General features: G+C 60.1%; 15 protein-coding genes and 3 pseudogenes. 8 read left to right on the top strand and 10 right to left on the bottom strand.

Annotation, left to right across the window (positions count from 1 at the left end):
- Positions 1-92: 92 nt before the first annotated feature.
- The gene (locus tag EJ997_RS05940) at positions 93-410 is read right to left on the bottom strand and encodes a carboxymuconolactone decarboxylase family protein (RefSeq protein ID WP_126703750.1); all 318 of its coding nucleotides are present in this window, start codon (positions 408-410) and stop codon (positions 93-95) included.
- 266 nt (positions 411-676) lie between these two features.
- Here EJ997_RS05940 and EJ997_RS05935 point away from each other — a divergent pair, with 266 nt between their 5' ends.
- Positions 677-1177 carry a hypothetical protein gene (locus EJ997_RS05935; RefSeq protein WP_126703749.1) on the top strand — a complete coding sequence of 167 codons (501 nt, stop codon included), beginning with the start codon at positions 677-679 and terminating at the stop codon, positions 1175-1177.
- 123 nt (positions 1178-1300) lie between these two features.
- A complete protein-coding gene (locus tag EJ997_RS05930) occupies positions 1301-1489 on the top strand; it encodes a helix-turn-helix transcriptional regulator (protein WP_126703748.1) in 189 nt (62 codons plus the stop codon).
- A gap of 248 nt (positions 1490-1737) precedes the next feature.
- Here EJ997_RS05930 and EJ997_RS05925 read toward each other — a convergent pair whose 3' ends face one another.
- Positions 1738-4251: a bifunctional metallophosphatase/5'-nucleotidase gene (locus EJ997_RS05925; RefSeq protein ID WP_126703747.1), complete on the bottom strand. Its 2514-nt coding sequence runs from the start codon at positions 4249-4251 to the stop codon at positions 1738-1740.
- Between the two features lie 226 nt (positions 4252-4477).
- Between EJ997_RS05925 and EJ997_RS05920 the strand changes: the two genes are divergently transcribed.
- Positions 4478-4957, top strand: coding sequence for a GNAT family N-acetyltransferase (locus EJ997_RS05920; protein ID WP_126703746.1), 480 nt, complete (start codon positions 4478-4480; stop codon positions 4955-4957).
- Between the two features lie 125 nt (positions 4958-5082).
- Here EJ997_RS05920 and EJ997_RS05915 read toward each other — a convergent pair whose 3' ends face one another.
- A complete protein-coding gene (locus EJ997_RS05915) occupies positions 5083-5778 on the bottom strand; it encodes a TetR/AcrR family transcriptional regulator (protein WP_126703745.1) in 696 nt (231 codons plus the stop codon).
- 171 nt (positions 5779-5949) lie between these two features.
- Here EJ997_RS05915 and EJ997_RS14065 point away from each other — a divergent pair, with 171 nt between their 5' ends.
- Positions 5950-6627, top strand: coding sequence for a BadF/BadG/BcrA/BcrD ATPase family protein (locus EJ997_RS14065; RefSeq protein WP_407644342.1), 678 nt, complete (start codon positions 5950-5952; stop codon positions 6625-6627).
- Entirely contained in the window at positions 6624-8363 is a 1740-nt protein-coding gene (locus tag EJ997_RS05910; protein ID WP_407644341.1) for a hypothetical protein, read from the top strand. The genes EJ997_RS14065 and EJ997_RS05910 overlap by 4 nt, the downstream gene beginning before the upstream one ends.
- A 122-nt stretch (positions 8364-8485) precedes the next feature.
- On the opposite strand, the gene EJ997_RS05905 is transcribed toward EJ997_RS05910, so the two are convergent.
- The 3 genes and pseudogenes from EJ997_RS05905 to pta all read right to left on the bottom strand — a co-directional run.
- Complete coding sequence (locus tag EJ997_RS05905; protein ID WP_126703744.1) at positions 8486-9634, bottom strand: acyl-CoA dehydrogenase family protein; 1149 nt, start codon at positions 9632-9634, stop codon at positions 8486-8488.
- A gap of 319 nt (positions 9635-9953) precedes the next feature.
- A complete protein-coding gene (locus EJ997_RS05900; protein ID WP_126703743.1) occupies positions 9954-11132 on the bottom strand; it encodes an acetate/propionate family kinase in 1179 nt (392 codons plus the stop codon).
- Positions 11133-11147: 15 nt separating this feature from the next.
- A pseudogene (gene pta / locus EJ997_RS05895) lies at positions 11148-12140 on the bottom strand (phosphate acetyltransferase); the annotation flags it as partial.
- 134 nt (positions 12141-12274) lie between these two features.
- Between pta and EJ997_RS05890 the strand changes: the two are divergent.
- Both EJ997_RS05890 and EJ997_RS05885 read left to right on the top strand, forming a co-directional pair.
- Positions 12275-12640: a hypothetical protein gene (locus EJ997_RS05890; RefSeq protein WP_126703741.1), complete on the top strand. Its 366-nt coding sequence runs from the start codon at positions 12275-12277 to the stop codon at positions 12638-12640.
- Positions 12641-12848: 208 nt separating this feature from the next.
- A complete protein-coding gene (locus tag EJ997_RS05885) occupies positions 12849-13700 on the top strand; it encodes an SURF1 family protein (protein ID WP_164719833.1) in 852 nt (283 codons plus the stop codon).
- Positions 13701-14315: 615 nt separating this feature from the next.
- On the opposite strand, the gene EJ997_RS05880 is transcribed toward EJ997_RS05885, so the two are convergent.
- Complete coding sequence (locus EJ997_RS05880; RefSeq protein ID WP_126703739.1) at positions 14316-15548, bottom strand: MFS transporter; 1233 nt, start codon at positions 15546-15548, stop codon at positions 14316-14318.
- A 286-nt stretch (positions 15549-15834) separates the two neighbouring features.
- Here EJ997_RS05880 and EJ997_RS13430 point away from each other — a divergent pair.
- Positions 15835-16943, top strand: a pseudogene (locus EJ997_RS13430) (IS3 family transposase); the annotation flags it as partial.
- On the opposite strand, the pseudogene EJ997_RS05865 reads toward EJ997_RS13430, so the two are convergent.
- The 3 genes and pseudogenes from EJ997_RS05865 to EJ997_RS05855 all read right to left on the bottom strand — a co-directional run.
- Positions 16835-17608 (bottom strand): annotated as a pseudogene (locus EJ997_RS05865) (transposase); the annotation flags it as partial. The pseudogenes EJ997_RS13430 and EJ997_RS05865 overlap by 109 nt on opposite strands.
- Positions 17609-17924: 316 nt before the next feature.
- Positions 17925-19670 (bottom strand): ABC transporter ATP-binding protein, encoded by a 1746-nt coding sequence (locus tag EJ997_RS05860; RefSeq protein WP_126703736.1) that lies wholly within the window; start codon positions 19668-19670, stop codon positions 17925-17927.
- Positions 19667-21646, bottom strand: coding sequence for an ABC transporter ATP-binding protein (locus EJ997_RS05855; RefSeq protein WP_126703735.1), 1980 nt, complete (start codon positions 21644-21646; stop codon positions 19667-19669). The genes EJ997_RS05860 and EJ997_RS05855 overlap by 4 nt, the downstream gene beginning before the upstream one ends.
- Between the last annotated feature and the right edge of the window lie 233 nt (positions 21647-21879).

Below are 21879 nucleotides of genomic sequence, written 5' to 3'. Positions count from 1 at the left end.
TTGGGGGAGCATGCCCGTACGGGCACCAAGGACAAGTCCTGCCTGGATCAGTGCTATAGGCATGGCTCCTTTTGTCGATTGTCTTAGCGGGATTAGTCCTCGTCGACGACCTCGTTCATCCACTGCCATGCGGCGACCGTTGCCGGGAAGCCTCGGGTGGTGAGGCCGAGCAGGATTGCGTGCTCAACTTCCTCGCGGCTGGCTCCGGCCTTCAGGGCCTTGCGAACGTTGGAGCGGACGGCGCCGTCCGCCTGCCCGCCAAGGGCAATGCCGAGCTTAACGAGACGGCTCGTCTTATCGTCGAGCGGACCAGCCTGATCGATGCTGGCGGCGAGCTCGTCCTGGTTGTCGGCAACCTCGGGGAACTTCTCGCGGAACTCGGTGTAGACGTTGGGGAGGTACTCAGACATGGCGACCTGCTTTCTCAATGATGATTTCTGTGTTTATTCCACCCTAAGCCCCATCGCCCCTGTTCGGACGGCTTTGCTCGACGTGTATTCAGATAATCCCGAGTTTCCTCGCTCTGCGCCGTGACCCGCTCGATCTTGAAGCAGTGCTTCGGGTTCAGAAACGCTGGTGTCAAGAATGCTTGACTTAGTTAGTCAAGAATCATTGACATGTAATGTCAGGTATGGTTGACTGTAAGTGTCAAAGATGCTTGACATGAGGAGGGGTCATGAAACCGGACTCAAATGGATGGATCATCGACGAGCGAGAATCGCACGTCATGGGAAACGCGGCAAGGTGGGCACTTAACGTCAACTACGGCATGGGTCTCGTTGCCTCGGTCATCGTTCTGGCCTTCGGATGGGTCGCGTTTTTCCTGCTGGTTCTTGTGGCCACTCTTGTGCCGCACCTGCTCTTCACCTACCGGTCGAAGAAGGATGGCGTCGATATCTACGCGGTGGCGGGCCGGCAGGGGGATCGGATATGGCGGAGGTCGGTCATTCTGCTGTGCATCTTCGTGCTGGTTATGTCGGCTGTTGCACTGATTATGTCCGTGACGGGCGAGCCACTGATTCCAGGAATTCTGTCGGCTGAGATTACCGACATCATGGAGTCTTTCCTCAAGGGCTTCGCAGCGGGAGGTCTCGTCGGTGGAGCGGTTGGCCTAGTCGCCGTGACCGTGTCCTCGAAGAAGGCGGCCCGCGCCGAAGAAGCGGAGGACGATGAGTGATGGCTGGGATGTACTCGGTCGACACGGCGATCGCGCTCCGCGGCGTGAGCTCGCGAGGTGGTGCGTGGGGGATGCTATGCGGGGCTGGCTCTGTGAGACCTCGCGTGGGCAGGCGGGGTAACCGTGCGTGAGCAGATAAGAGATAAGCGCAAGGAGCTTCGCTTCACGCAGGCTGACCTGGCGAAGGCTGTGGGTGTTTCCCGCCAAACCGTTGTCGCCATCGAGGGTGGCGACTATGCCCCGAGTGTCTTCCTCGCACTCGACATTGCGAAGGTTTTGGGATCGACGGTCGAGGAACTGTTCGGCGACTAAGTCGGTATTTTCTTGAGGGTGGAGCATGCCGAGGTTGGTGGCGCTTCGGGGCGGTGATGATTCGGGACGGGAACGTCCGGCTATCAATGGTGGAAATGGCCGATTGAGCGTGGCAGCGTGAAGATGTAAGTGACGGGAAACTGCTCCCCGATGTCGGAATCATTGGTCCGAGATCGGGGAGCAGCTCTGTGCAATCAGGGTGTTCGAGTCAATGGCGGGGCGAACACGTGATTGCCCGGGGAGGGTTTCTAGTTGACGTGGTTGACGCCGGGAGTGTCGGTGCCATCGCCGTCCCAGTCGCCAACAAGGAAGGTGTCTCCCTCGTGACCGAATTCGAGCGTTGACTCGGCGGGTCCCCCAACGAGGGCGTTGTTCACGTAGAACACGTTGCCACGGATCAGGAGGACCGTGTCATTGCCATCGCCATCAAAGTCGCCAGCAAGGGCGGTGTCGCCGGTGCGGCCGTAAGCGTAGGAGGTGTCGGCGTTGCCGCCAACGAGTTCGTTGTTGACGAAGAACGTCGTGTCGCGGCGCACCGTGATGGTGTCACCGTCGGTGCCGTCCCAGTCACCAATGAGGACCTCGTCGTTGTCGCGACCGTACTTGAACTCCTGCTCGGCGTCCCCGCCCTGGAGGGTGTTCATGAGGTAGAAGGTGTGCCCGCGGCGAACACCGAGGGTGTCGGTGCCGTCGCCGTCCCAGTCACCAACAAGAACCTCGTCGTTATCGCGACCGTACTTGAACTCGCTATCGGCGTTGCCGCCAACGAGTTCGTTGTTCAGGTAGAAGGTGTGACCCCTGCGGACACCGAGGGTGTCCGTGCCGTCGCCATCCCAGTCGCCCACGAGGACTTCGTCGCCGACCCTGCCGTATTTAAACGTCAGTTCAACGCTGCCGGACGTCCAGTCGTTGGAGAGCTCAAAGACATTGCCGGTGACGGGCTCCGGATCTTCGACGGAGGAGGCGGAGACCGACCAGTTTTCAACAAAGAAGTCGGCCGGGTCGATGACCTGCTCGGCGATTGCCCAGTCGATCATGAGATCCCGGATCGCCATCTGTTCGTTGTAGACAATATCGGCGTCAACAACGTGCGGATATCCGGACCCTCCGGACTGACGGTAGTTGTTGAGAGCAACAACGAAACGATCATCAGCGCCAACCGGCGTGCCGTCGTCGTAGCTGAGGTTCTCGATGCGATCGCCGAGGGGTTTGGAGATGTTGATGTGGTAGTTGATGCCGGACATGGCGTCGTAGGCGTAGTCCGGGATTCCATTTGGAACATCCGGGTATACGGCGTTCGTGACGTCATCCCAGTCGGTGATTTCCGTGTCGGGTTCAACCTGCTCGTAGTAGCGGGCCGCGTACTCGAGATAGTCGCGCACCTCGGTGCCCGTCATTTCGACTGCCATCAACGTGTTGTCGTAGATGTACAGGGCAGCCATGTCGGCCACGGTCACGTCGCCTTCGGTGAAGACGGCCGTGCGGGAGAACGGCGCTGCGATCGACAGGATCGGAACATCGGCGTACTCCGCGTTGCCTTCGAGGGCTCGTGCGACTTCATCGGTTTGGACCTTTTGAATGAAGTCGAGGATCGCGGTGTCTTCGTAGCGTGAGCTCGCCGCCGGCATGTCCTCCGTTGCTTGCGCAACGACGGTGGCAACCCAGGCGAGGGTCTCATTGTGCCAGTCCTCGATCACCGCGGCTATCTCCGGGTCCTTCTCGTACATCGAGGCCTGGAGCATTTCTGCGGCAGGCTTGGCGCTGTTTTCCCAGACAACCTCCGGGCTACCATCGGCACCCTCGTCGAGGTGAATCGTCACCCAGGACGCAAAGCGAGCATGGTAACCGGGCTGGGTGAAGAGCACCTGTCGCCCTGAGGGGGTCTCGAGATAGACCTGTGCGTTGTTGGTCTGGTGGGAGTGCCCGCCGACGATGACATCGATGCCATCAACGTTCTCGGCGATGGACGTGGCAACGTTCTCTTCAAGATCGGCCGGATCCCATTCGTAGCCGGGGTTGTCGAGGCCGGTGTGGGCAAGGACGATAACAACGTCCGCGCCTGCCTCTTCGGCTTCGGGAACCCACTTCTGAAGAGATTCGACGGGATCCTCAAAGGTGAGGACGCCATCCACGTGGAGCCTGTCCCAGATCCGTACGCCCGGGGTAACAACGCCGATCACGGCAATGTCGACGGGGTCGCCCTGGGCTGTCTCCTTGGTAATCATGGTCCACGGCGTGTGGTAGACGTCGCCGGTGGCGTCTTCGATGACGTTGGCGCCAAGGAGTGCCATGTCCAGGTTGTCTTCGTACTGGTCGAGGTCGTCAAGTCCGTAGTTGTATTCGTGGTTACCAACGACCCCTGCGTCGTAGTCGAGGTGGTTGTAGACGGCGGCAACCGGGTCAACGGTGCCATCGCCACGGTTGGCGTGATAAACGGTGGCGAGCGGATTGCCCTGATTAGCATCGCCATTGTCGAGCAGGAGAACCGATTCGGCTCCTTCTTGGTCCCGGATCTCCGTGATCGCGGTGGAGAGGCGCTCCATGCCACGCGCGTTGTCGGGGTTCGAGGCACCGAACTCTTCTCCGGTGAAGTAGTCGTAATCAAGAATCGTGCCGTGCGTATCGGTTGTGGCAAGCACGGTGATGTGGTCGAGAGCGGCCGCTTCCGTATCGGAATCGGTCGTTGTTGCGGATGCAATCGATGGGGTGAAGGCAAGGGCTGCGGCTAAACCGCCGGTCCATAACGTTTTATTTCTTCTCATAGGTCCGTAACTCCTTCGGTGAGACCTTGAACTGAGCACCGCGGCCTGCGATAACTCGGGTGAAGAAAGCGTAACCCCGCTCACGCATTCGCGCCCCTTGAGAACGGATGTTGCCCGAGAAAGAACGCACAGCGTCACGCCTTTTCAAAGGCGGACTTGTTCCGTGGAATGACCCGCATTGCTTGCCAATGCGGGGGAGTGGAACCTCGTGTGCTACACATGTTCCATGCGATCTCTTGGAATACGTGCCGCCACCGTCCTTGACGTCGAGGACATGGCAACTTTGCATGCAACGTGCTGGGACGAGACGTACCGCGGCAAGCTCCCCGATAGTCTCATCGACTCCAAACGGGATCGCATGCTGGAGATCTACCCGAAAGCTCTCGCCGAGCCCGATGGTGTGTCCTACTGGGTGGCCCTATGGGAAGGAAAGATGGTGGGCCTCGCAAGCGCGAGAGCGCTCGGCCCGGGCCACGCTCGCCTCCTTGAGGTTGGCGCCCTCTACATCCTGGACGAGTACAAGCGGCGGGGGATCGGCACCGCCCTCCTTAACTACGCGATCGGTTCGGCTCCCTGCCAGCTCTGGGTCCTCGACGGGAACGATGAGGCCATCGAGTTCTACCGTCAACAAGGTTTTGAGATGACAGGGGAAACCCAGTCACCCGACATCTTCGAAGGCGCCACCGAATCGCTCATGGTCCGCTAACGAAAAACTCTTGGACCGCTAGCGAACCACATGACGTCCGCTAGAAGAGCATTAATCGTCTGCTGACGAAGCACTTTTGGACCGTTCACAAACCGTGTATCGTGCGCTGAGCTTCTTCGAACCTCTTATACGTCGCTCGGTCGTTCCTTCTCTTTGTCACTGGGCAAGTCCTTGACTTCGCTGGTGTTAAGGAACTCTTGGGACGAGGGTGCGGCGGTGAGTGGGCCGGGGCCTGCGAGATGACCCATGAAGAGAGCCTGGACCACGGGCCCGTGGCGGGCGGCTAGTTCTTCCCGGGACATACTGGCAATCGGTTCAACCTCGGCCATGTACCGCACGAGAAGCAGGCCGATGATGTGGGAGATCCCGTTCTCCATCCGGTACCGGACGTGTTCGCCGCCGAGGATGCGGGCGGCGGGGGTCACGACCGCTTCATCCACCCACTGCCGGTAGTCCGACATGGTGGACTCGGAGCCGAGAAGGGAACGGATGAGAACCTTGACAGTGCTCGACATACCAGACTCTTCCCACAGTGCCATTGCCGTCATGAGAGCCCGGTAGCCGAGCGTGGCTCTGTCACCCTCGAACACTCCCATGACAAGGTCCACCGGATCATCGGGCAGGGACATGGCCTCCCGGAACAGGTTCGCTTTACCGCCGAAGTAGTAGCTGACCAGAGCCGGATCGACGCCCGCCTCATGCGCAATTTCACGCACCGTCACCGTGCCATAATCGCGCTCCCAAAAGCAGGAACGAGCGGCTTTAACGAGCCTTTCCCGAATCTCCCCACGCGCCGCGCGGGGGCCGCGCGACGTGCTCATGAAAGAGAGACCAACGGCCCAAAGTTTCGGGCTGACGGAAACTTTGCCAGGATACTCGCCAGTGGGAGTGGCGAGTTGTGGCGGTTTGTGCCAAGTTGCGAATTTAATTTCAACATGAATGAAAGTCTACTTGATTCTCGATACGGCGGCATGAGTGGAAGGACTGTGCACATGCTGAAACTCGGGATCGATGTTGGCTCGACGACTGTGAAGGCCGTGGTGCTCGATGGAGAGCAGACGGTCTTCAGTGACTACCGCCGACACAACGCTGACGTGCGGGCTGAGCTCGCGAAGCTCCTCCAGGACGTTAGTAGGGAACTTGGCGATGCTGAAGTGCAACCAGCTTTCACCGGGTCGGGCGGTATGGCACTGGCGGAGCAACTGGATGTGCCGTTTGTGCAAGAGGTCATTGCGGAGACCGAGGTGACCCGCCGCCAATATCCTGACACCGATGTCATCATCGAGCTGGGTGGTGAGGATGCGAAGCTTACCTACCTGCACCCCACACCCGAGCAGCGGATGAACGGCACGTGCGCCGGAGGTACCGGCGCCTTTGTTGACCAGATGGCATCCTTACTGGCAACGGATGCTGCCGGGCTCAACGAGCTCGCCTCCCGCTACACGGAGCTGTACCCGATTGCCTCCCGGTGCGGTGTGTTCGCAAAGACGGATGTTCAGCCGCTTCTTAATCAGGGCGTTCCTCACGAGGACATAGCGGCCTCGGTGTTCCAGGCGGTTGCCACTCAGACGGTGGCGGGGCTGGCCGCGGGCGGCCCGATCCGCGGCACCGTCATGTTGGTCGGACCTACCACCTTGACCCCGAAATTAACGACGGCATCCCCGATGTGATCATTGGGTTGGGGATGGCGGTGCCGACCGAGGATGCCGTGAACTTCGGTGAACTTGAACGCCCCCTCCGGGTGCGTGATCAGTGGTCCTACCACTCCCGGCTCTACGAAGCGGCCGCCACGGTTGGTGACAGGCCCGACCTGCAACTCGTCCAACTCACCTCGTTTGGGTGCGGGCTCGATGCCGTGACCTCCGACCAGGTCATCGAGATCCTCGAGGCGAAGAGTGATGTCTACACGGGACTGAAGATCGACGAAGTGTCGAACCTCGGTGCCGCCAGGATCCGGCTCCGCTCGCTCGCCGCGGCCGCCGATGAACGACTGGAATCCGAGAACATTTCCACCCGACCGGAAGACACCGATACTCCAGGAACATCCGAGAAGCTACCGGAGAAGTATCCTCGGGTGGCGTTCACGAAGCAGATGAAGAAGGAATACACGATCCTGGCGCCTCAAATGGCACCGATCCACTTCCGTCTCCTCGCTCCGGCCCTGCGCAGAGCCGGATACAACGTGAAGCTCCTCGAGCACGCCTCGCGGGACAACATCGAGAACGGCCTCACCTTCGTCCACAACGACGCCTGTTACCCCGCCATCGTTGTCATTGGACAGTTGATCTCCCAGTTCACGGACGGGATCGAAGATCCCGACTCGACGGCAGTGATCATCACCCAGACCGGTGGCATGTGCCGTGCGACCAACTATGCCGGCATGCTCCGCAAGGGGCTGGCAGATGCTGGATATCCCCAGGTTCCCGTGATCGCGGCCTCCGCTCAGGGACTGGAAGAACACCCCGGATTCACGCTTTCGGTTCCGATGCTGCACCGCGCCTTCCAGGCTGTGACGATTGGTGACGTCCTCCAAAAGGTACTCCTACGCACCCGGCCCTACCAGATCGACGGCAATGCGACCGCGCTCTACGAGAAGTGGGATCGGATCGCCCAGGAGTTCTTCGAAACCGGGTACTCCGAGGCTTTGGGTAAACGAACCACGTTCACGAAGATGCTTAAGCAGGTCGTCAGAGAATTCGATGAGTTACCGCTCCAAGACATCCCGCGCAAACCACGCGTCGGTATTGTCGGAGAGATCCTCGTCCAATACCATCCCGACGCGAATAACAACGCGGTGGGAACCGTTGAGGCGGAAGGCTGCGAAGCTGAGCTTCCCTCGCTTGCCCAGTTCTTCCACAACTCTCTCGCAACCGCCGACTGGAAGCGAGACACACTCGGCTCCGTCACTGCGAAGCAGGCCAATATGCAAAAGCTTGGCCTGTGGATCCTTCAGCAGTACGAGAAGCCGGCCCGGGAAGCCTTCGAGAAGTCGTCCCGCTTCGAAGCGGGAGCCACGATCCAGGAGCTGCGAGACAAGGCCCAAGACATCGTGTCCCTCGGTAACCAGGCGGGGGAGGGCTGGTACCTCGTTGCAGACATGATGGACATGATCGAGAACGGATGCCCCAACATCATCTGCGCCCAGCCCTTTGCCTGCCTCCCCAACCACGTCGTTGGCAGAGGTCAGTTCAAGGCGCTGAGAGCCAAATATCCGCAGGCCAATGTCGTCTCGATCGACTACGATGCGGGAGCCTCCCCGGTGAACCAACTCAACCGCATCAAGCTCATGATCTCCACGGCCTTCCTCGGCCATGAGGACGTCACCGCCGAGATCGAAGAGGAAAAGGCAAACCTCGTCAGCCTCGGCATGCCAAAGGTTAGGGCAGAAGTAAGGCTCAGCTGGTAGCGTCCATGGAGTTGTAGTCGCTTTGCGAGACGAGTGCGGGTCGAATATCAAGGATTCGACCCGCACCTCGTTCTTCGTTATTTAACTGGACGAGCTAGGGAGTACCTTCTGGCTGAACCGCCTCAGTCCTTCTCCTCGATGGGACCGAGCACGACGTTGGCCCACGAGCCGTGGAGGGATTCCTGGTCGGAGGGCTGGAAGAGGCCGGCGAGAACGTCCCTGTGGAGGCGGGAGAGTTCGTTGGAGTTTGAGTAGGAGGATCCACCGCTGGAGCGGATCGCCTGGTCGACCGCGTAGAGGGAGGCTTCCGCGGCAGCGTTCTTACCGGCGGAAAGCTGCGGGTACCAGAGGGCGCCGCGGTCCCTTCCTTCATCGAGATCTCGTGCGAGGAGGGTGATCTCCGCAGTTGCCGAGTTCATGCGGAGAGCTGCTCCCGAGAGCCGCCACCTAATGTCCGGGTCGTTGGCGTATACGTCCTGGTGGAGGACGGACTTGCGGGTCTTGACCTTCTCGGCCGCAACTTCAATGGCTCGGTTGCCGATGCCAAGGTAGGTGGCTCCAAGGAAGACCTCGAAGTAGGCGAAGATACCGAAGATCACCGGCTCATAGGAGGGCCCGGGAGCAACGCGTTGGAGGACCTGGGAGGCGGGTGCATGCGCACCTTCAAGCAACGTCGAGTTTGACTGTGTTCCCCTCATGCCCAGGGTGTCCCAGTCATCCTTGATTGTGAACCCGCCGTCCTCGCGGTTCAGGATGGCGAAAACCGAGTGGGGACCATCTTCGCCCGTATCGTCGCGAGCAAACGTCATGAGCTTCGTCCATACGGGGGACAGGGACGTGAAGACCTTGAGGCCGTGGAAGGAGTATCCGCCCTCCCCGTCGGGACGGGCCTCGGAGATCGAGCCAAAGAGAACAAGGTCGTTACCGGGTTCGGAGATGCCGAAGGCGAACACGTCCCCGGCCATGGCACCCTCGAGGATCTGCTTGCCGGAGTCCATGCCGTTAGCGACCAGGTGACGACCGAGGCCAACGATGATCTGGTGCATGTTGATGGCAAGAGCAGTGGACGGTGCTGCTTGGGCGAGGCGAGTCTGCTCAACGCAGATCTCTTCCGTGGTTAGTCCGCCCCCGCCGTACTCCTTGGGAACATAGGCGGTCAGATAACCTGCGTCCTTCAGTTCCTTCAGGTCCTCATCGGGAAAGACATTGTTCTTATCCACCTCGTCTGCACGGGAGTGAATACGGTCAAGGAGGTCAGCGCTGAGGAACATTACCCATCATCTCTTTCAACTAGGTACCTGCCATTCCAACACTACCCCCGGCAGAAGACATGGGAACCCGATATCCGGGTAGAGCCGGATGCCCAGCACCGACAACTGGCTGGCGTGAATATCCTGAAGCGTGCCGCGGGTGGAAAGGGTGTAACTATCCCGGCAGGCGGTACGCAAACCGCTATAGCTTGACCTGGGATCTTGTGAAAAAGCTACTGAAAGAGCTAGCAAGGAGTAGGGAAACGGCCGGTGGCCAGGACGAATCCTGGCCACCGGTGAGAGAAGGAAGCTGACTTTTGTGAGCGCTTCTTCGTTTGGGCTACCTGCTGATGACGTCCATGGCTTGACGGGCGATGGCGAGCTCTTCGTTCGTGGGAACGATGAGGACCTGGACGGACGAGTCGTCCGTCGAGATCTGGCGGATGTCGTCGCTACGGACGTCATTGGCTTCCAGGTCGAGCTTGATGCCGAACGAGTTGAGACGCTCGATGACCTCGGCGCGAAGCAACTCGTCGTTCTCGCCAATGCCTGCGGTGAAGGCAATCGTGTCCAGGCCACCCATGACAGCGGCATAGGAACCGATGTACTTGACGAGGCGGTGGACGTAAATGTCGAGCGCCTCGCGGGCGAACTTGTCGCCACCGTTCGCGAGAGCCCACACGGCCCTCATATCGTTCTCACCGGCCAGGCCCTTAAGGCCCGACTGCTTGTTGAACAGGTTGTCGAGCTCGCCAACATTCATGCCACCAACGCGGCTCAGGTGGAAGATAACAGCAGGGTCTATATCGCCCGTGCGGGTTCCCATGACCAGACCCTCGAGCGGGGTAAGACCCATCGAGGTGTCAACGGCTTCACCGTTTACAACCGCGGAGACGGATGCGCCGTTGCCGAGGTGAAGGACGATCTGCTTGAGATCGTCCCGGCCCGTGAACTCGGCAACCTTCTGTGACACGAACTGGTGGGAGGTGCCGTGCGCGCCGTAGCGGCGCACAGCGTACTTGTCTGCAACCTCGCGGTTCAGAGCGTAGCGGGCAGCCTCCTCGGGCAGGGTCTGGAAGAAGGCCGTGTCGAAGACGACAACGTGCGGAACATCGAGAAGCTCGCGAGCAACATCAATACCGCGGAGGTTCGCGGGGTTGTGCAGAGGAGCGAGCGGAGCAAGCTCCTCAACGAGGTCACGGACCTCATCGGTGACAAGCGCCGGACCATCGAAGTGGTTACCGCCCTGGACAACGCGGTGACCGACGGCCTTGATGCCGGCCTCGGACAGCTGAGGACCAATCTTCTCGAACAGGTTGAGAACGAAACGCAGGCCCTCCCCGTGGTCGGCAAGAACAAGGTCGTATTCGTGCTTCTCACCCTGATAGGTGTGCTTCACATGGGAAGAGGACTCGCCGATCTGCTCGACAAGGCCGACCGCGATCGCATCGCCCGACTCCGGATCGACGAGCTGGTACTTGATAGAGGAGGAGCCGGAGTTGATGACGAGGACTGTCATGAATTGCCTTTCGAGCTAGTTCTGTGCTTGGACGGCCGTGATAGCGATGGTGTTGACAATGTCATCCACCAGGGCACCGCGGGAAAGATCGTTCACGGGCTTGTTGAGACCCTGCAGGATCGGGCCAACGGCCACGACACCCGAGGAACGCTGAACGGCCTTGTAGCCAATGTTGCCAGCGTTTAGTGACGGGAAGATAAACACATTGGCCCTGCCAGCAACGGGGGAGTCTGGCATCTTCTTCCTGGCGACGTTCGGGTCAACCGCAGCGTCATACTGGATCGGGCCTTCAATGAGCAGATCCGGGTTCTTCTCGCGAGCAAGCCTCGTTGCCTCAACAACGGCCTCAACATCGGCGCCCGTGCCCGAAGCGCCCGACGAGTAAGAAAGAAGTGCGATACGGGGGTCCACACCGAACTGGATCGCGGTCTCCGCGGAGGAGACGGTGATGTCGGCAAGCTGGGCCGGAGTCGGGTTCGTGTTAACAGCGCAGTCGCCGTACACCAGAACCCGGTCAGCCATGAGCATCAAGAACACCGATGACACAATCGAGGTGTCCGGCTTCGTCTTAATGATCTGGAACGACGGAATGATTGTCTCGGCGGTCGTGTGGTTCGCGCCCGAAACCATGCCGTCAGCATCACCCATGTGAACCATCATCGTCGCAAAGTAGGAGAGGTCCTTGAGCTTCTCGGCGGCCTGCTCTTCCGTCATGCCCTTCTTGGCGCGCAGGCGGGCCAGCTCCGGAACGTAGCGAGACAGATAGGCGGGATCCGCCGGATCAACAATGAGAGCATCGTCGATGTTGTAGCCGCGGTTGTTTGCGCGCTCGCGGATAGTCTTTTCGTCGCCAATGAAGACGATGTCGGAGACGTCGTTGGTGAGGATGATTGATGCAGCCTGGAGAACGCGATCGTCGTCGGCCTCCGGCAGGACAATCCGCCTGCGCTGAACTCGGGCGCGCTCCATGAGCTCCGACTGGAACACGAGGGGGGTGCGGATGGTCGGCTTCTGCTTGAACACCTCAAGGATCGACTCGTCGATCCTGTCCGTGAAGACGGGAACCTCCGGGTGGTCGGCGGTGATTTCCTCGCGGATACCGTCCTGGGCCTGAAGGACAACGACGGCGCTAACCGGAACGTGTGCCCCGACATTTCAGCCGCCGCGAGATCAATGTAGCCTGCGGTACGCTCAACGCTTCGCTTGCTGCCGTCGGCAACAATTGCGACGGTCGTGCCAAGGTTGGCGGCGGTGCGTCCAGAACGGGAAATCAGGCCCGGGTTAACCGGGTCACCCTGGGTGTGTCCAACAACAAGAACGGCGTCGTAGTCGAGAGAGTACTTGCGGTAGGCACGAATGATGGCGTTCATGGCGGACGCTTCATCTTCGAAGTAGTGATCGCGTGCGGTGCCGTAGCCCGCGTTGAACTCCTTGACGATGACGTCATCCTCCGGAGTTCCGTTGTAGTAGGGGCGGAACACGCCAACCCTGTCGTAGGACGTGCGTAGGATCTCGACTATCTGTCGGGCAATTTCAATTCCTCCGGTCACCTGTTCTGTTGAGGCGAGGTACAGAGAGTCAGTCACGAGCGTCTTCCTTCCGCGAAGCTTCAGATCTTACAACCATTATCCGCCATAAGTCCCACTAATTTCTTGGATCATGGCAAATGTGACATAGGATCGTCCCATGTCAACGAGTGGCCGGCGAAGTGATTGGGTGAGAGAAGCACTCACTCCCAAGATGATTGTTCTCTTCATTCTCCTTGCTATCGCGGCGGCTGTCTGCATCAGACTCGGCTACTGGCAGCTCGAACGAGCCACGGCTCGCGGTGCCGAAAGAATCACAGCCGAGCACGAAGAGAAGCTGTCGGGCCCGGCCCTGCCGCTCGATGAAACCCTGCGTTTGCAGACGAACATGAGGGCGGATGAATACGCTTCTCCGGTTTATGTGACCGGCACGTTCTCCGAATACCAGCTCCGCGTTCTCGACCGCGCGGTCGACAGCAACCCCGCCGAACTCGTCCTTGCGGAATTGACAGTTACCGAGGGTCCGGATGCCGGTGGCGCCGTCCCCGTTATCCGTGGCTGGGTAGAGCCTGGTGCGCCGCTTCCAGCGGTGCCTTCTGGTGAAGTTACGGTCTTTGGCTACCTTGCAGCACCCGAGGATTCAATCGGTGGTCTGACCAAAGAAACCGCCGTTTCTATCTCACCAGCGGAGCTCGTCAACGCCTGGGGCGGTCCGATCCTTTCCGGCTATCTTGTCGAGTTCACCCCGGAATCCGTGAACCAAACTCAGATCGATAATCGCGAACCCGCTGAATTCACGGCGCAGCGGACGAGCGCCGACGGCGTTCAGCATGCCTCCCCGCCCAAGCCGACCGACGAGGGCGGCTTCAACCTTCAAAACGCTGCCTACGCCGTGGAATGGGTGATCTTCGCGGGCTTTGCCCTATTTATCTGGTTCCGAATCCTTCGTTCCACGGTCAAGTCGAAACGCGAGGAGCAACTGCTCGATGAGTGGGCGGAAGAATTCCTCAGTGAATCTGAGGACAATAAATTAAGGGGATAGCAAACGGCCTGACTTGTTGGCGTTGACAATACTCATTGCCCACCACCCAATATCGTGCCACGCAGAGTTACGCCAAACTGTATCCAACCAGGCGATGGCGCAACAACGAAGCCTTGGAAGGCTCGCTCAGGTCTTGAGGTAGGCGAAGAGAGCCAAAACGTGAAGAGAGCCGCGACTTCTGTCGGTGCCGTTCGGCCGCCTTTTCTTGACGGTAGGCAGTCAGTTGCTGTGCCATGGCTTCCCGCTCATCAATTTCGCCCTTGAGAAGCTCCCACAATTCACTGGGGAAGAGGTTGTAGCGGGTTACTTCTGAAGAGCCGACGCCGGCGCTAGTGCGGCCACGTGCTCGCTCGCATCAGCCTGCGCTACTACCGCCAGGGACGGATTCGACATTCTCGATCGCAGCAGGGGTCTACCGAACTGCCGTCAGAGTATCGTAAGTGTTAACTATCATCGCCTCTTTGAAATCGCTTCGGAGGGTGGTACCTACCGTGCGCGCGTTCGTGAAGTCCATACGGTGCTACTCGACGCGGCTGCCATGATCTTCGGTCATAGGAGGATCTGCTGCGGTTACGCCATCCGTTCTGCTCAAGATGTTTTTTACTCGATCAGTAGTTAGTGGTCGACCTTGGCAAGATCGTTTCTGTCGGAGGTGACACTGTCCGGGGCGGTGAAGGTGGGAATGTGGCTGTGGCGATTGAAGAAGAGTGCGATGACGAGAATGATCGTGCCGACAAGAGCCAGTAGCACACCTATTGCGGTCGGTGCGCGGTATCCCCAGCCCGCCGTGACAACGAGACCACCCAGGTAGGCGCCGAGTGCATTGGCCGCGTTGAAGGCGGCATGGTTCATGGCGGCACTCATGTTCGGAGCGTCTGCTGCTGCCCGCAGGAGCCGTGCCTGAAGGCCCGTGGTGAAGAGGCTCATGGCTATCGCGTTGAGGAACATGAGGGGGAGAACGATGTACCAGATGTGCATGAAGGCAACCATGAGCGAAAGGATCACCGCCATCCCCAACACTCCCGCGAGCGCCGACTTGTCGATGGAACGGTCGATGCAGGGGCCGGCAACGAGTGACCCGACCGTCATGCCACACCCATAGAGAACGAGAACCCAGGGTAGGTACGGTTCGGGGATCATCGCGACCTCGGTCATAGTGGGCGTGATGTACGTGTAGAAAGCGAACGAACCACCAAAACCAACAGCGCCTGCAAGGAGCGGGACCCAGACCTGGAGGCGCGTCATGGACTTCAGCTCGGCGCGTGCCGAGGACGTCCTCGATGCTGGCACAGGGGGCAGGAACTTGAGCAAAGCAAGGATAGTGAGGATCCCGATGCTGGCGATGATGACGTATGCCCACCGCCACCCGAAGGTCGAACCGACCCAGGTTGCGGCAGGCACACCAATAATGTTGGCGATCGTGAGGCCGAGCATGGTGCGGGCCATTGCGGTGCCGCGCTTATCTGGGCTCACGAGGCTGGCCGCGATGACAGCGGCAATGCCGAGGGTGATGCCGTGGGGGAGCCCGGTCAAGAACCGAGCCGCGAGCAAGGTTGGTAGATCCTGGGCAAAGACAGTCAACAGGTTTCCCATTGAGAAGATCCCGGCCGACCAAATGAGCAGGTTCTTGCGGTCCATTCTGCTCGTCAACGCTGTCAGCAGGGGAGCTCCGACAACAACACCGATCGCGTACGCACTCACCGCCCATCCGGCTTGCGGATTGGTCACCCCAAGGTCGGTAGCAATCCATGGGATCAGGCTCATGGAAGCGAACTCGGTTGTTCCCACAGCAAAACCACCGGCCGCGAGTGCCGTGAGAGCCAGAGGAACTGAGCGTGCTGAGGGCATGGAAGGTCCAATCAATAACGTCGTTGAAGGGGCAACCCGGTCTGGAAAAGTCGGCACCAAGATGGTTGCCTTCTAAGAGTAGGTCTTTGGACCTGTCGTTGGAAAGCGTTGGCTGCCCAGTGGTGATAGGATTCATCACCCGGCAACTCGGTCGACCACTCGAACGCCACTCAACTAATCGAAGTTCTTCAAGCACCCCGGTTTTGTCGTAAGTTCCTGACTTTGGAAAGGGAATGGGAGCATGAACTAACATAAGAACACGGCGCGCCGCTACTTGGCTGAAGAGATGGTTGCTGTGGTCAGGATGGTGTGTACGATGCGGGCGGAGCTTGGCACTTCGCAGGGAACCGTGAGAGGTGTCGCCGATCAATTGGGGTACGCAGTGGAATTGGTGCGGTCGTGGGTTTGTCAGGCCGACATTGATGACGGTGTGAAGGTCGCAATCACTACCGGTGAGCAGACACGTATGAAGGAACTTGAGTAAGAAGTGCAAGAACTCAATCGTGCGAATGAAATCTTAAAGTGTGCTGCGTCGTTCTTTGGGGCGGGGCAGGGCCGCTGACACAAGAACTAGTCGATTTCATCAACTGGAATAAGTATGATGCTTTGGCCGGTCGTTGTCTCGGGGTTGAGTGTCTTTGCAGTTTCGTGCAGGTGGCCCTGTCAACGAATTACGCCGCGAACGGTAGGCCTTCTTCAGCACAACAACTCCGTGATGCTGAGATTGCGCCGCAGCTACTTGAACTGTGGGAGGAGAACGACTTCGTCTACGGTGTGCGCAAATTCTGGAAAGTTGCGAAGCGTGCTCGCATCGATATCGGCCGTGACCAGACGGCCAGGTTCATGAATTTACTCGGTGTCGAGGATATGCGTCGGGAGTAACGAGTGACGACTACCAAGCCTTGCTCGAACGTGGTGCGACATCCTGATCTGGTGAACCGGGTGTTTGGAACTGAGGCGCCAAACCGGCTCTGGGTCACCAACCTCACGCTCGTTCCGACGGGGCAGGGTGTTGTCTATGTGTGCTTCATTATCGACGTGTTCGACCGCGTGATCGTCGGCTGGCGCGGAGCTTTGAACATGAAGATTAAGACTGTACTTGATGTGATTGAGATGGTGGCCTGGTCTCGTGGAAAAAAATTGCCGGAACTGCGGTGCCATTCAGATGCGGGCGCGCAATTGACATCTATCCGCTACGGGGAGTGTCGCGCCAAGATCGGCGCGACACCCTCGATCGGCTCCTTGGGCGATAGCTTCGACAACGTCCTTGCCGAAAGTGTAAACGGCTATGACAAGGTCGAGCTTGTACGTAGGCCAGTCCAGACGGGACCAAAGAGAACGATCGATGATCTCGAACTTGCCACGCTCGGCTGGGTTCGCTGGCAGAGCACGAAACTGGCTCTGCGCAATTGAGGGTGCAGTCGAGGCTTGAATCCGCCGGGCTCCAGGAGTGCTCTGCGATGAAGTTGGTAAGGTTGCGGATGCCGAGGGCGGAGCCGCATAGGTGCTCGAGTCGTGGGTTGATCTCCTCGGTGGCGCCGTTGCTGGTGCCGGGGCGGTCGAAGTAGGCCAGGCCGTGGGCGGCGCGTTTCTTCAGGGCGCGTCCCAGGGTACGGACCTCCTCCAGCGCGGCGGGAACGCCGGAGCTGAGCGAGGTGAGGAGCTGGGTCATGAGTACTCGGCCGGCAATGCGGTCGGGTGTTCGGTAGGCGGTGATCATCTGTTGGTAGACGCCCCAGGTGGCCTCGACCTCCACGTGCTCCTCGGCCGCAAAGAGTGCCCTGATCCGGGCCTGCTGCTTGTCGGTGATGAGGTCAGCGCCGGTGTGCAGGGTGCGCCAAGCCCGCAGAGCCGAACGGGGTGAGGTCGATGACGACGGTGACGTGCTTGTCGCCCAGGTGAGTGTGGCGCCACACGAGCTCATCGACGCCGACGATTCGCACGCCGTCGAACCGGCCCGGATCCTTGATCAGCAGGCATCTACCTTCGGCCAGAACCGCCGCGTTGGCGGTGTTCCACGACACCGACAGGCCCTCGGCCACGCGCGCGACCGTCAGGTTCCAGGCGCTGGCCGAGCACCTCCAGACCGAGCTCGTCTAGGCCGGTGAATGTAATCAGGTCAGGGCACGTGAAGGAAGCGTCAGGCACGTCGAGGTCTTCCCGATGGGCGGCGTAGGAACCCCATCATCGGAAGACCTCGACCCCTATCCAACGAACGACGCGCGAACGACCGCTACACCCTCAACCGCGAAGAGCCTGGAAACTGCAGGTGGGTTCAACGAAAGCGAAAAGCATTGACCGATGTGCGACCGGCCACTTTTGCGGATTTTACTGAATGCTTGTGGTGTGAAACTGGGGCAAAATGAACATCGGAGGTCAGCGCTCTCGGTGCCAAGTTTCCCAGAGTTTTGCGTACGCACCACCCGCTGCCACGAGTTCATCATGCGTGCCGAGTTCGCTAATGAGACCGTCTTCGATCACGGCGACTCGGTCGGCGTCGTGTGCGGTGTAGAGGCGGTGGGCGATAGCAACAACGGTGCGTCCGGAAAGAACTGCTGAGAGGCTCGCCTCGAGCGATCGCGCGGAGCGCGGGTCGATAAGCGAGGTGGCTTCGTCCAGGACAACCGTGTGGGGATCGAGAAGAACGAGACGAGCAAGGGCGAGCTGCTGGGCCTGGGCAGGGGTGAGCGTTTTGGCTCCCGAACCCACTTCCGTTTCGAGGCCGTTCTCGAGTTCTTGTACCCAACCGAGCGCATCGACGGAACGCAGGGCCTGCTCGAGCTCACCATCGGTGGCGTCGTGCTTGGCGAGGCGCAGATTGTGGGCGAGCGTGCCGACGAAGACGTGGTGCTCCTGGGTGACGAGTGCGACCTCCTTGCGGAGCTCGTCCTCGGTCAGGTCGACCAGAGGAACGCCGCCGACGGTGACGGAGCCACCCGTGGGAGGGTGGATGCCGGCGAGCATACGGCCGAAGGTGGACTTGCCGGCGCCGGAGGGCCCGACGATCGCCAGGCGTTCGCCCGGAATGAGGTCGAGGTTGATTCCGTGGAGGACGTTGCGTCCCTCGGTGTAGGCGTAGGTGACGTCCAAGGCAACGATGTCGCGGCCTTCGGGCTGTGCACCGGTTGGGGTGCGGTCGGTGTCGACGAGGCGGACGCCGACGATACGAGCGAGCGACACGGACGCGACCTGCAGTTCATCCATCCACATGAGGAACTCGACGAGGGGGTTGCGGAGCTGGGCCGTGTAGAGGGCGACGGTGGTGACCATGCCAATCGTGACGGAGCCGAGCGAGATGAGGTGGGCTCCCCAGACAACCGCGACCGCGGTCGGGAGCGCCGTTCCAAGCAACAGGAAGAAGAACAGCTCCATGCGGAGCTTCGCGGCCCGCACCTCGGAATCCCATGCGTCCTTCGAAATGATCGACTTCATGCGCTTCCTGCGGGACTCGCCCAGGTCCATTGCGTCAATGGTCCCCACGAAGTCAACAGACTCGGCAACAACCGAGTTCAGGCCGGCCCATGCCTGGGCCTGCCACAGGTACGTGGGTCGGGCGCGCTTCAGGTAGCGGATGGCGGACAGGGTGATGAAGGGAATCCCGATCAGGAGGGACAGGGAAACGAGAGGCGAGGCAATGATTGCCATGATGATTGTAACGACGATCGTGATCGCCGAGGTAATGAGAGCGGGAAGACCAAAGCGAACAACCCACTGGATCCGGTCCACGTCATTGGTTGTGCGCGACAGGAGGTCGCCGGTGCCCGCCGACTCGACGGTCGACAGGGGAAGCGAGGTTACCGAGGAGAGGAACTCTTCGCGGATTTCCGCGAAGACCTGCTCGCCCAGGATCCTCGTGCGTAACTGAACTTCTCGCGTGAGGAATGAGTAAAGCAGGTAGGCGCCAACAACGATAAGGATTGCTCCGTTGACGTAGCCGCGCGTCGTGCCGTCCACGACGGCGTCAACGAGCAGGCCGACAATATAGGGGACGGCCAGGGCGCTCACCGAAGCGAGCGCATGGATGATGATGACCGTGAGGAAACGCCACCGGTGCCGAGAAAAGATCTCCTTGGCGTAGGCGAGAACCTGACGGTTGTCGGCAATGGGGAGAACCTGGTTCATGATTCCTCACCTGTCTGGCGGGTGATGACCCACTCGTAGCGTTGCGCCAGGGGATCGCCTGCGGCGGACTTTTGAAGGAGCTCATCGTGCGAGCCCCGGACGATCTCCTCACCGTTCTCGAGAAGAACGACCTCGTCGACACGGTTGAGAAGAAGGGGAGAACCGGACGTGAGCACGGTGGTCTTGCCGCTCCTGCGTTCCATGAGCCTCTTGGCAATCCGGTCCTCCGTGTGGGAGTCAACGGCGGAGGTGGGCTCAACGAGAATGAGGACCTCGGGATCGTCCAGGATGGCACGCGACAGTGCGACGCGCTGACGCTGACCGCCGGAAAGCGAGCGGGCCTTCTCCGTGATCTCACCCGACAGGGAGTTATCGAGAGACGACAGGACGTCGTGAGCATCCGAAGCTTCAAGCGACGACATGATGTCCGGATCCCTCGACTCATTCGCAGGGGACTCGGCGGCGGCCGGGCCGAACACGGCCGCACGGGATGCTGCGAGCGGCCGGTCGATCGTCTCGTACGGCGTGCGTGCATCAATAACGGAACGCAATTGGCCACCAAACAGCTCGGGAGTGGCCCTTGCTAGAAGTACTCGCTTGCGCACGAGAGCCAGCGGCATGGTCCGTATATCGATACCGGAAACGGTGACGTCCGAGACCTCGTCATCGATGCGAGCAAGACGCTCGGCAAGCTCTGCCGCATCCGAGGGATTGGTTGTCACAATCGCGGTAGCAACGCCCGGTCGAATGGTGATCCCGGTGGTCGTGTCAACGATCGGTCCCTTGAACGGATTGTGCCCGGGCATAGCGGTCGCGGAGGCAAAGTGAACGTCGTCGGACGGACTGACGGTGCCCGGAACGACGGTTTGCGAGGCTCGAGCGGGCTGTGATGCCCCCGACGTTTCAGCTGTTGCCGAGGTACTATTTTCCACCGAGCGCTCGGCGTCCTTCTCCGCGGCGAGCCTTTCCTCGAGGGTTCCGGAGATGGGCTGGATGCGGAAGATGTTGAACATCTTGCGGGCTCCAACGCGGGCGCGACCAAACTGGGTCACCACCATCATGACGATTTGGAGGGGGCGCACCAGGTAGATGGTGAGGCCGAACAGGGCAGTGAAGTCACCGATGGTCAGCTCCCCATCCATGGCCAGCAGGGCGCCCTGCCACATGACGAAGGCGGTGAAAATGCCGGGGATGAGGATTTGGAGGCCGTCGATCCACGACTGCAGGCGAGCCACGGCATTGCCGGCTTCGCGGACCTTCTGGGACTGCTCCGAGTAGCGAGCCGCGAACTGGGTTTCGCCGCCGATGCCGCGGAGCACGCGAAGGCCCGCCACGGTGTCCGTTCCAAGTGCGGTGAGCTTGCCCTGCTCGTCACGCTGGACCTGCTGGCGGGACTGCAGCGGCTTAATGAGAAGCGAGGCGGCCGCCGTAATGATCGGAACGCCAATGAGCACGACGAGGCCGAGGGTGACGTTCTGGTTGAGCAGCACGATGGCGACGGTAAGGAAGGCGAAGAGCCCGCCGATCAGGCGGGGGATGAATTCGACGAGGTTACCGACGTGCTCGGCGTCGCTCATCGCTGTGGCGACGACCTCGCCGGTCGACTTCTTGCGCAGGATTGCTGGGCCGGACCTGGTCACGTGGTTGTGGACCTGAGTGATGGAACGCAGGGATGTTCTCATCCACAGGACAATTTCAAAGCCGTGACCAAACGCCATGGTGACCGCCTGGATGAGGGCGAGGGTTGCCAGCCAGCCGGCGACGATCCACACGGCCGAGGTTGCCCCGTGTTCCATTCCCGAGTCGAGAGCAATTCCGAGAACAACCGGGGTGATGGCTCCAACGATTTCCTGGATGGACCGGAAGGCTACGCCTGCTGCCACCTGCTTCTTTGAAGTGGCGATGAGGTCGACCATGATGGCGCGCGGTCGGTGCGCCGGAAGCGGTTTGTCGACAACCGGAGGAAATGAAAACACTCAGACAGACTAGTCCACTGGACGGGCCGTTGCCTGCCCAGAAATTGGGGTGGTGATCACCGGCTATTTAGCGCGGAAATTTACCGGTGAAAGTCAGTTCTTCGGGGTCGTAAATGGGGGCGATGGCGGGCGTGGGCAGGCATCTGATACTTGCGGAAGAAGTGCCGTTGCTTACCTGTTGTTTGGGGCGTGTGCTGGCTGGAGTTTTTCGGTCGTAGTATGGAGGGCAGGAG

The sequence above is a fragment of the Flaviflexus ciconiae genome, from assembly GCF_003971195.1.
GTDB classification, from domain to species: domain Bacteria; phylum Actinomycetota; class Actinomycetes; order Actinomycetales; family Actinomycetaceae; genus Flaviflexus; species Flaviflexus ciconiae.
The sequence above is the reverse complement of the archived record's forward strand: the minus strand, read 5'-3'. Positions and strand labels throughout refer to the sequence as shown.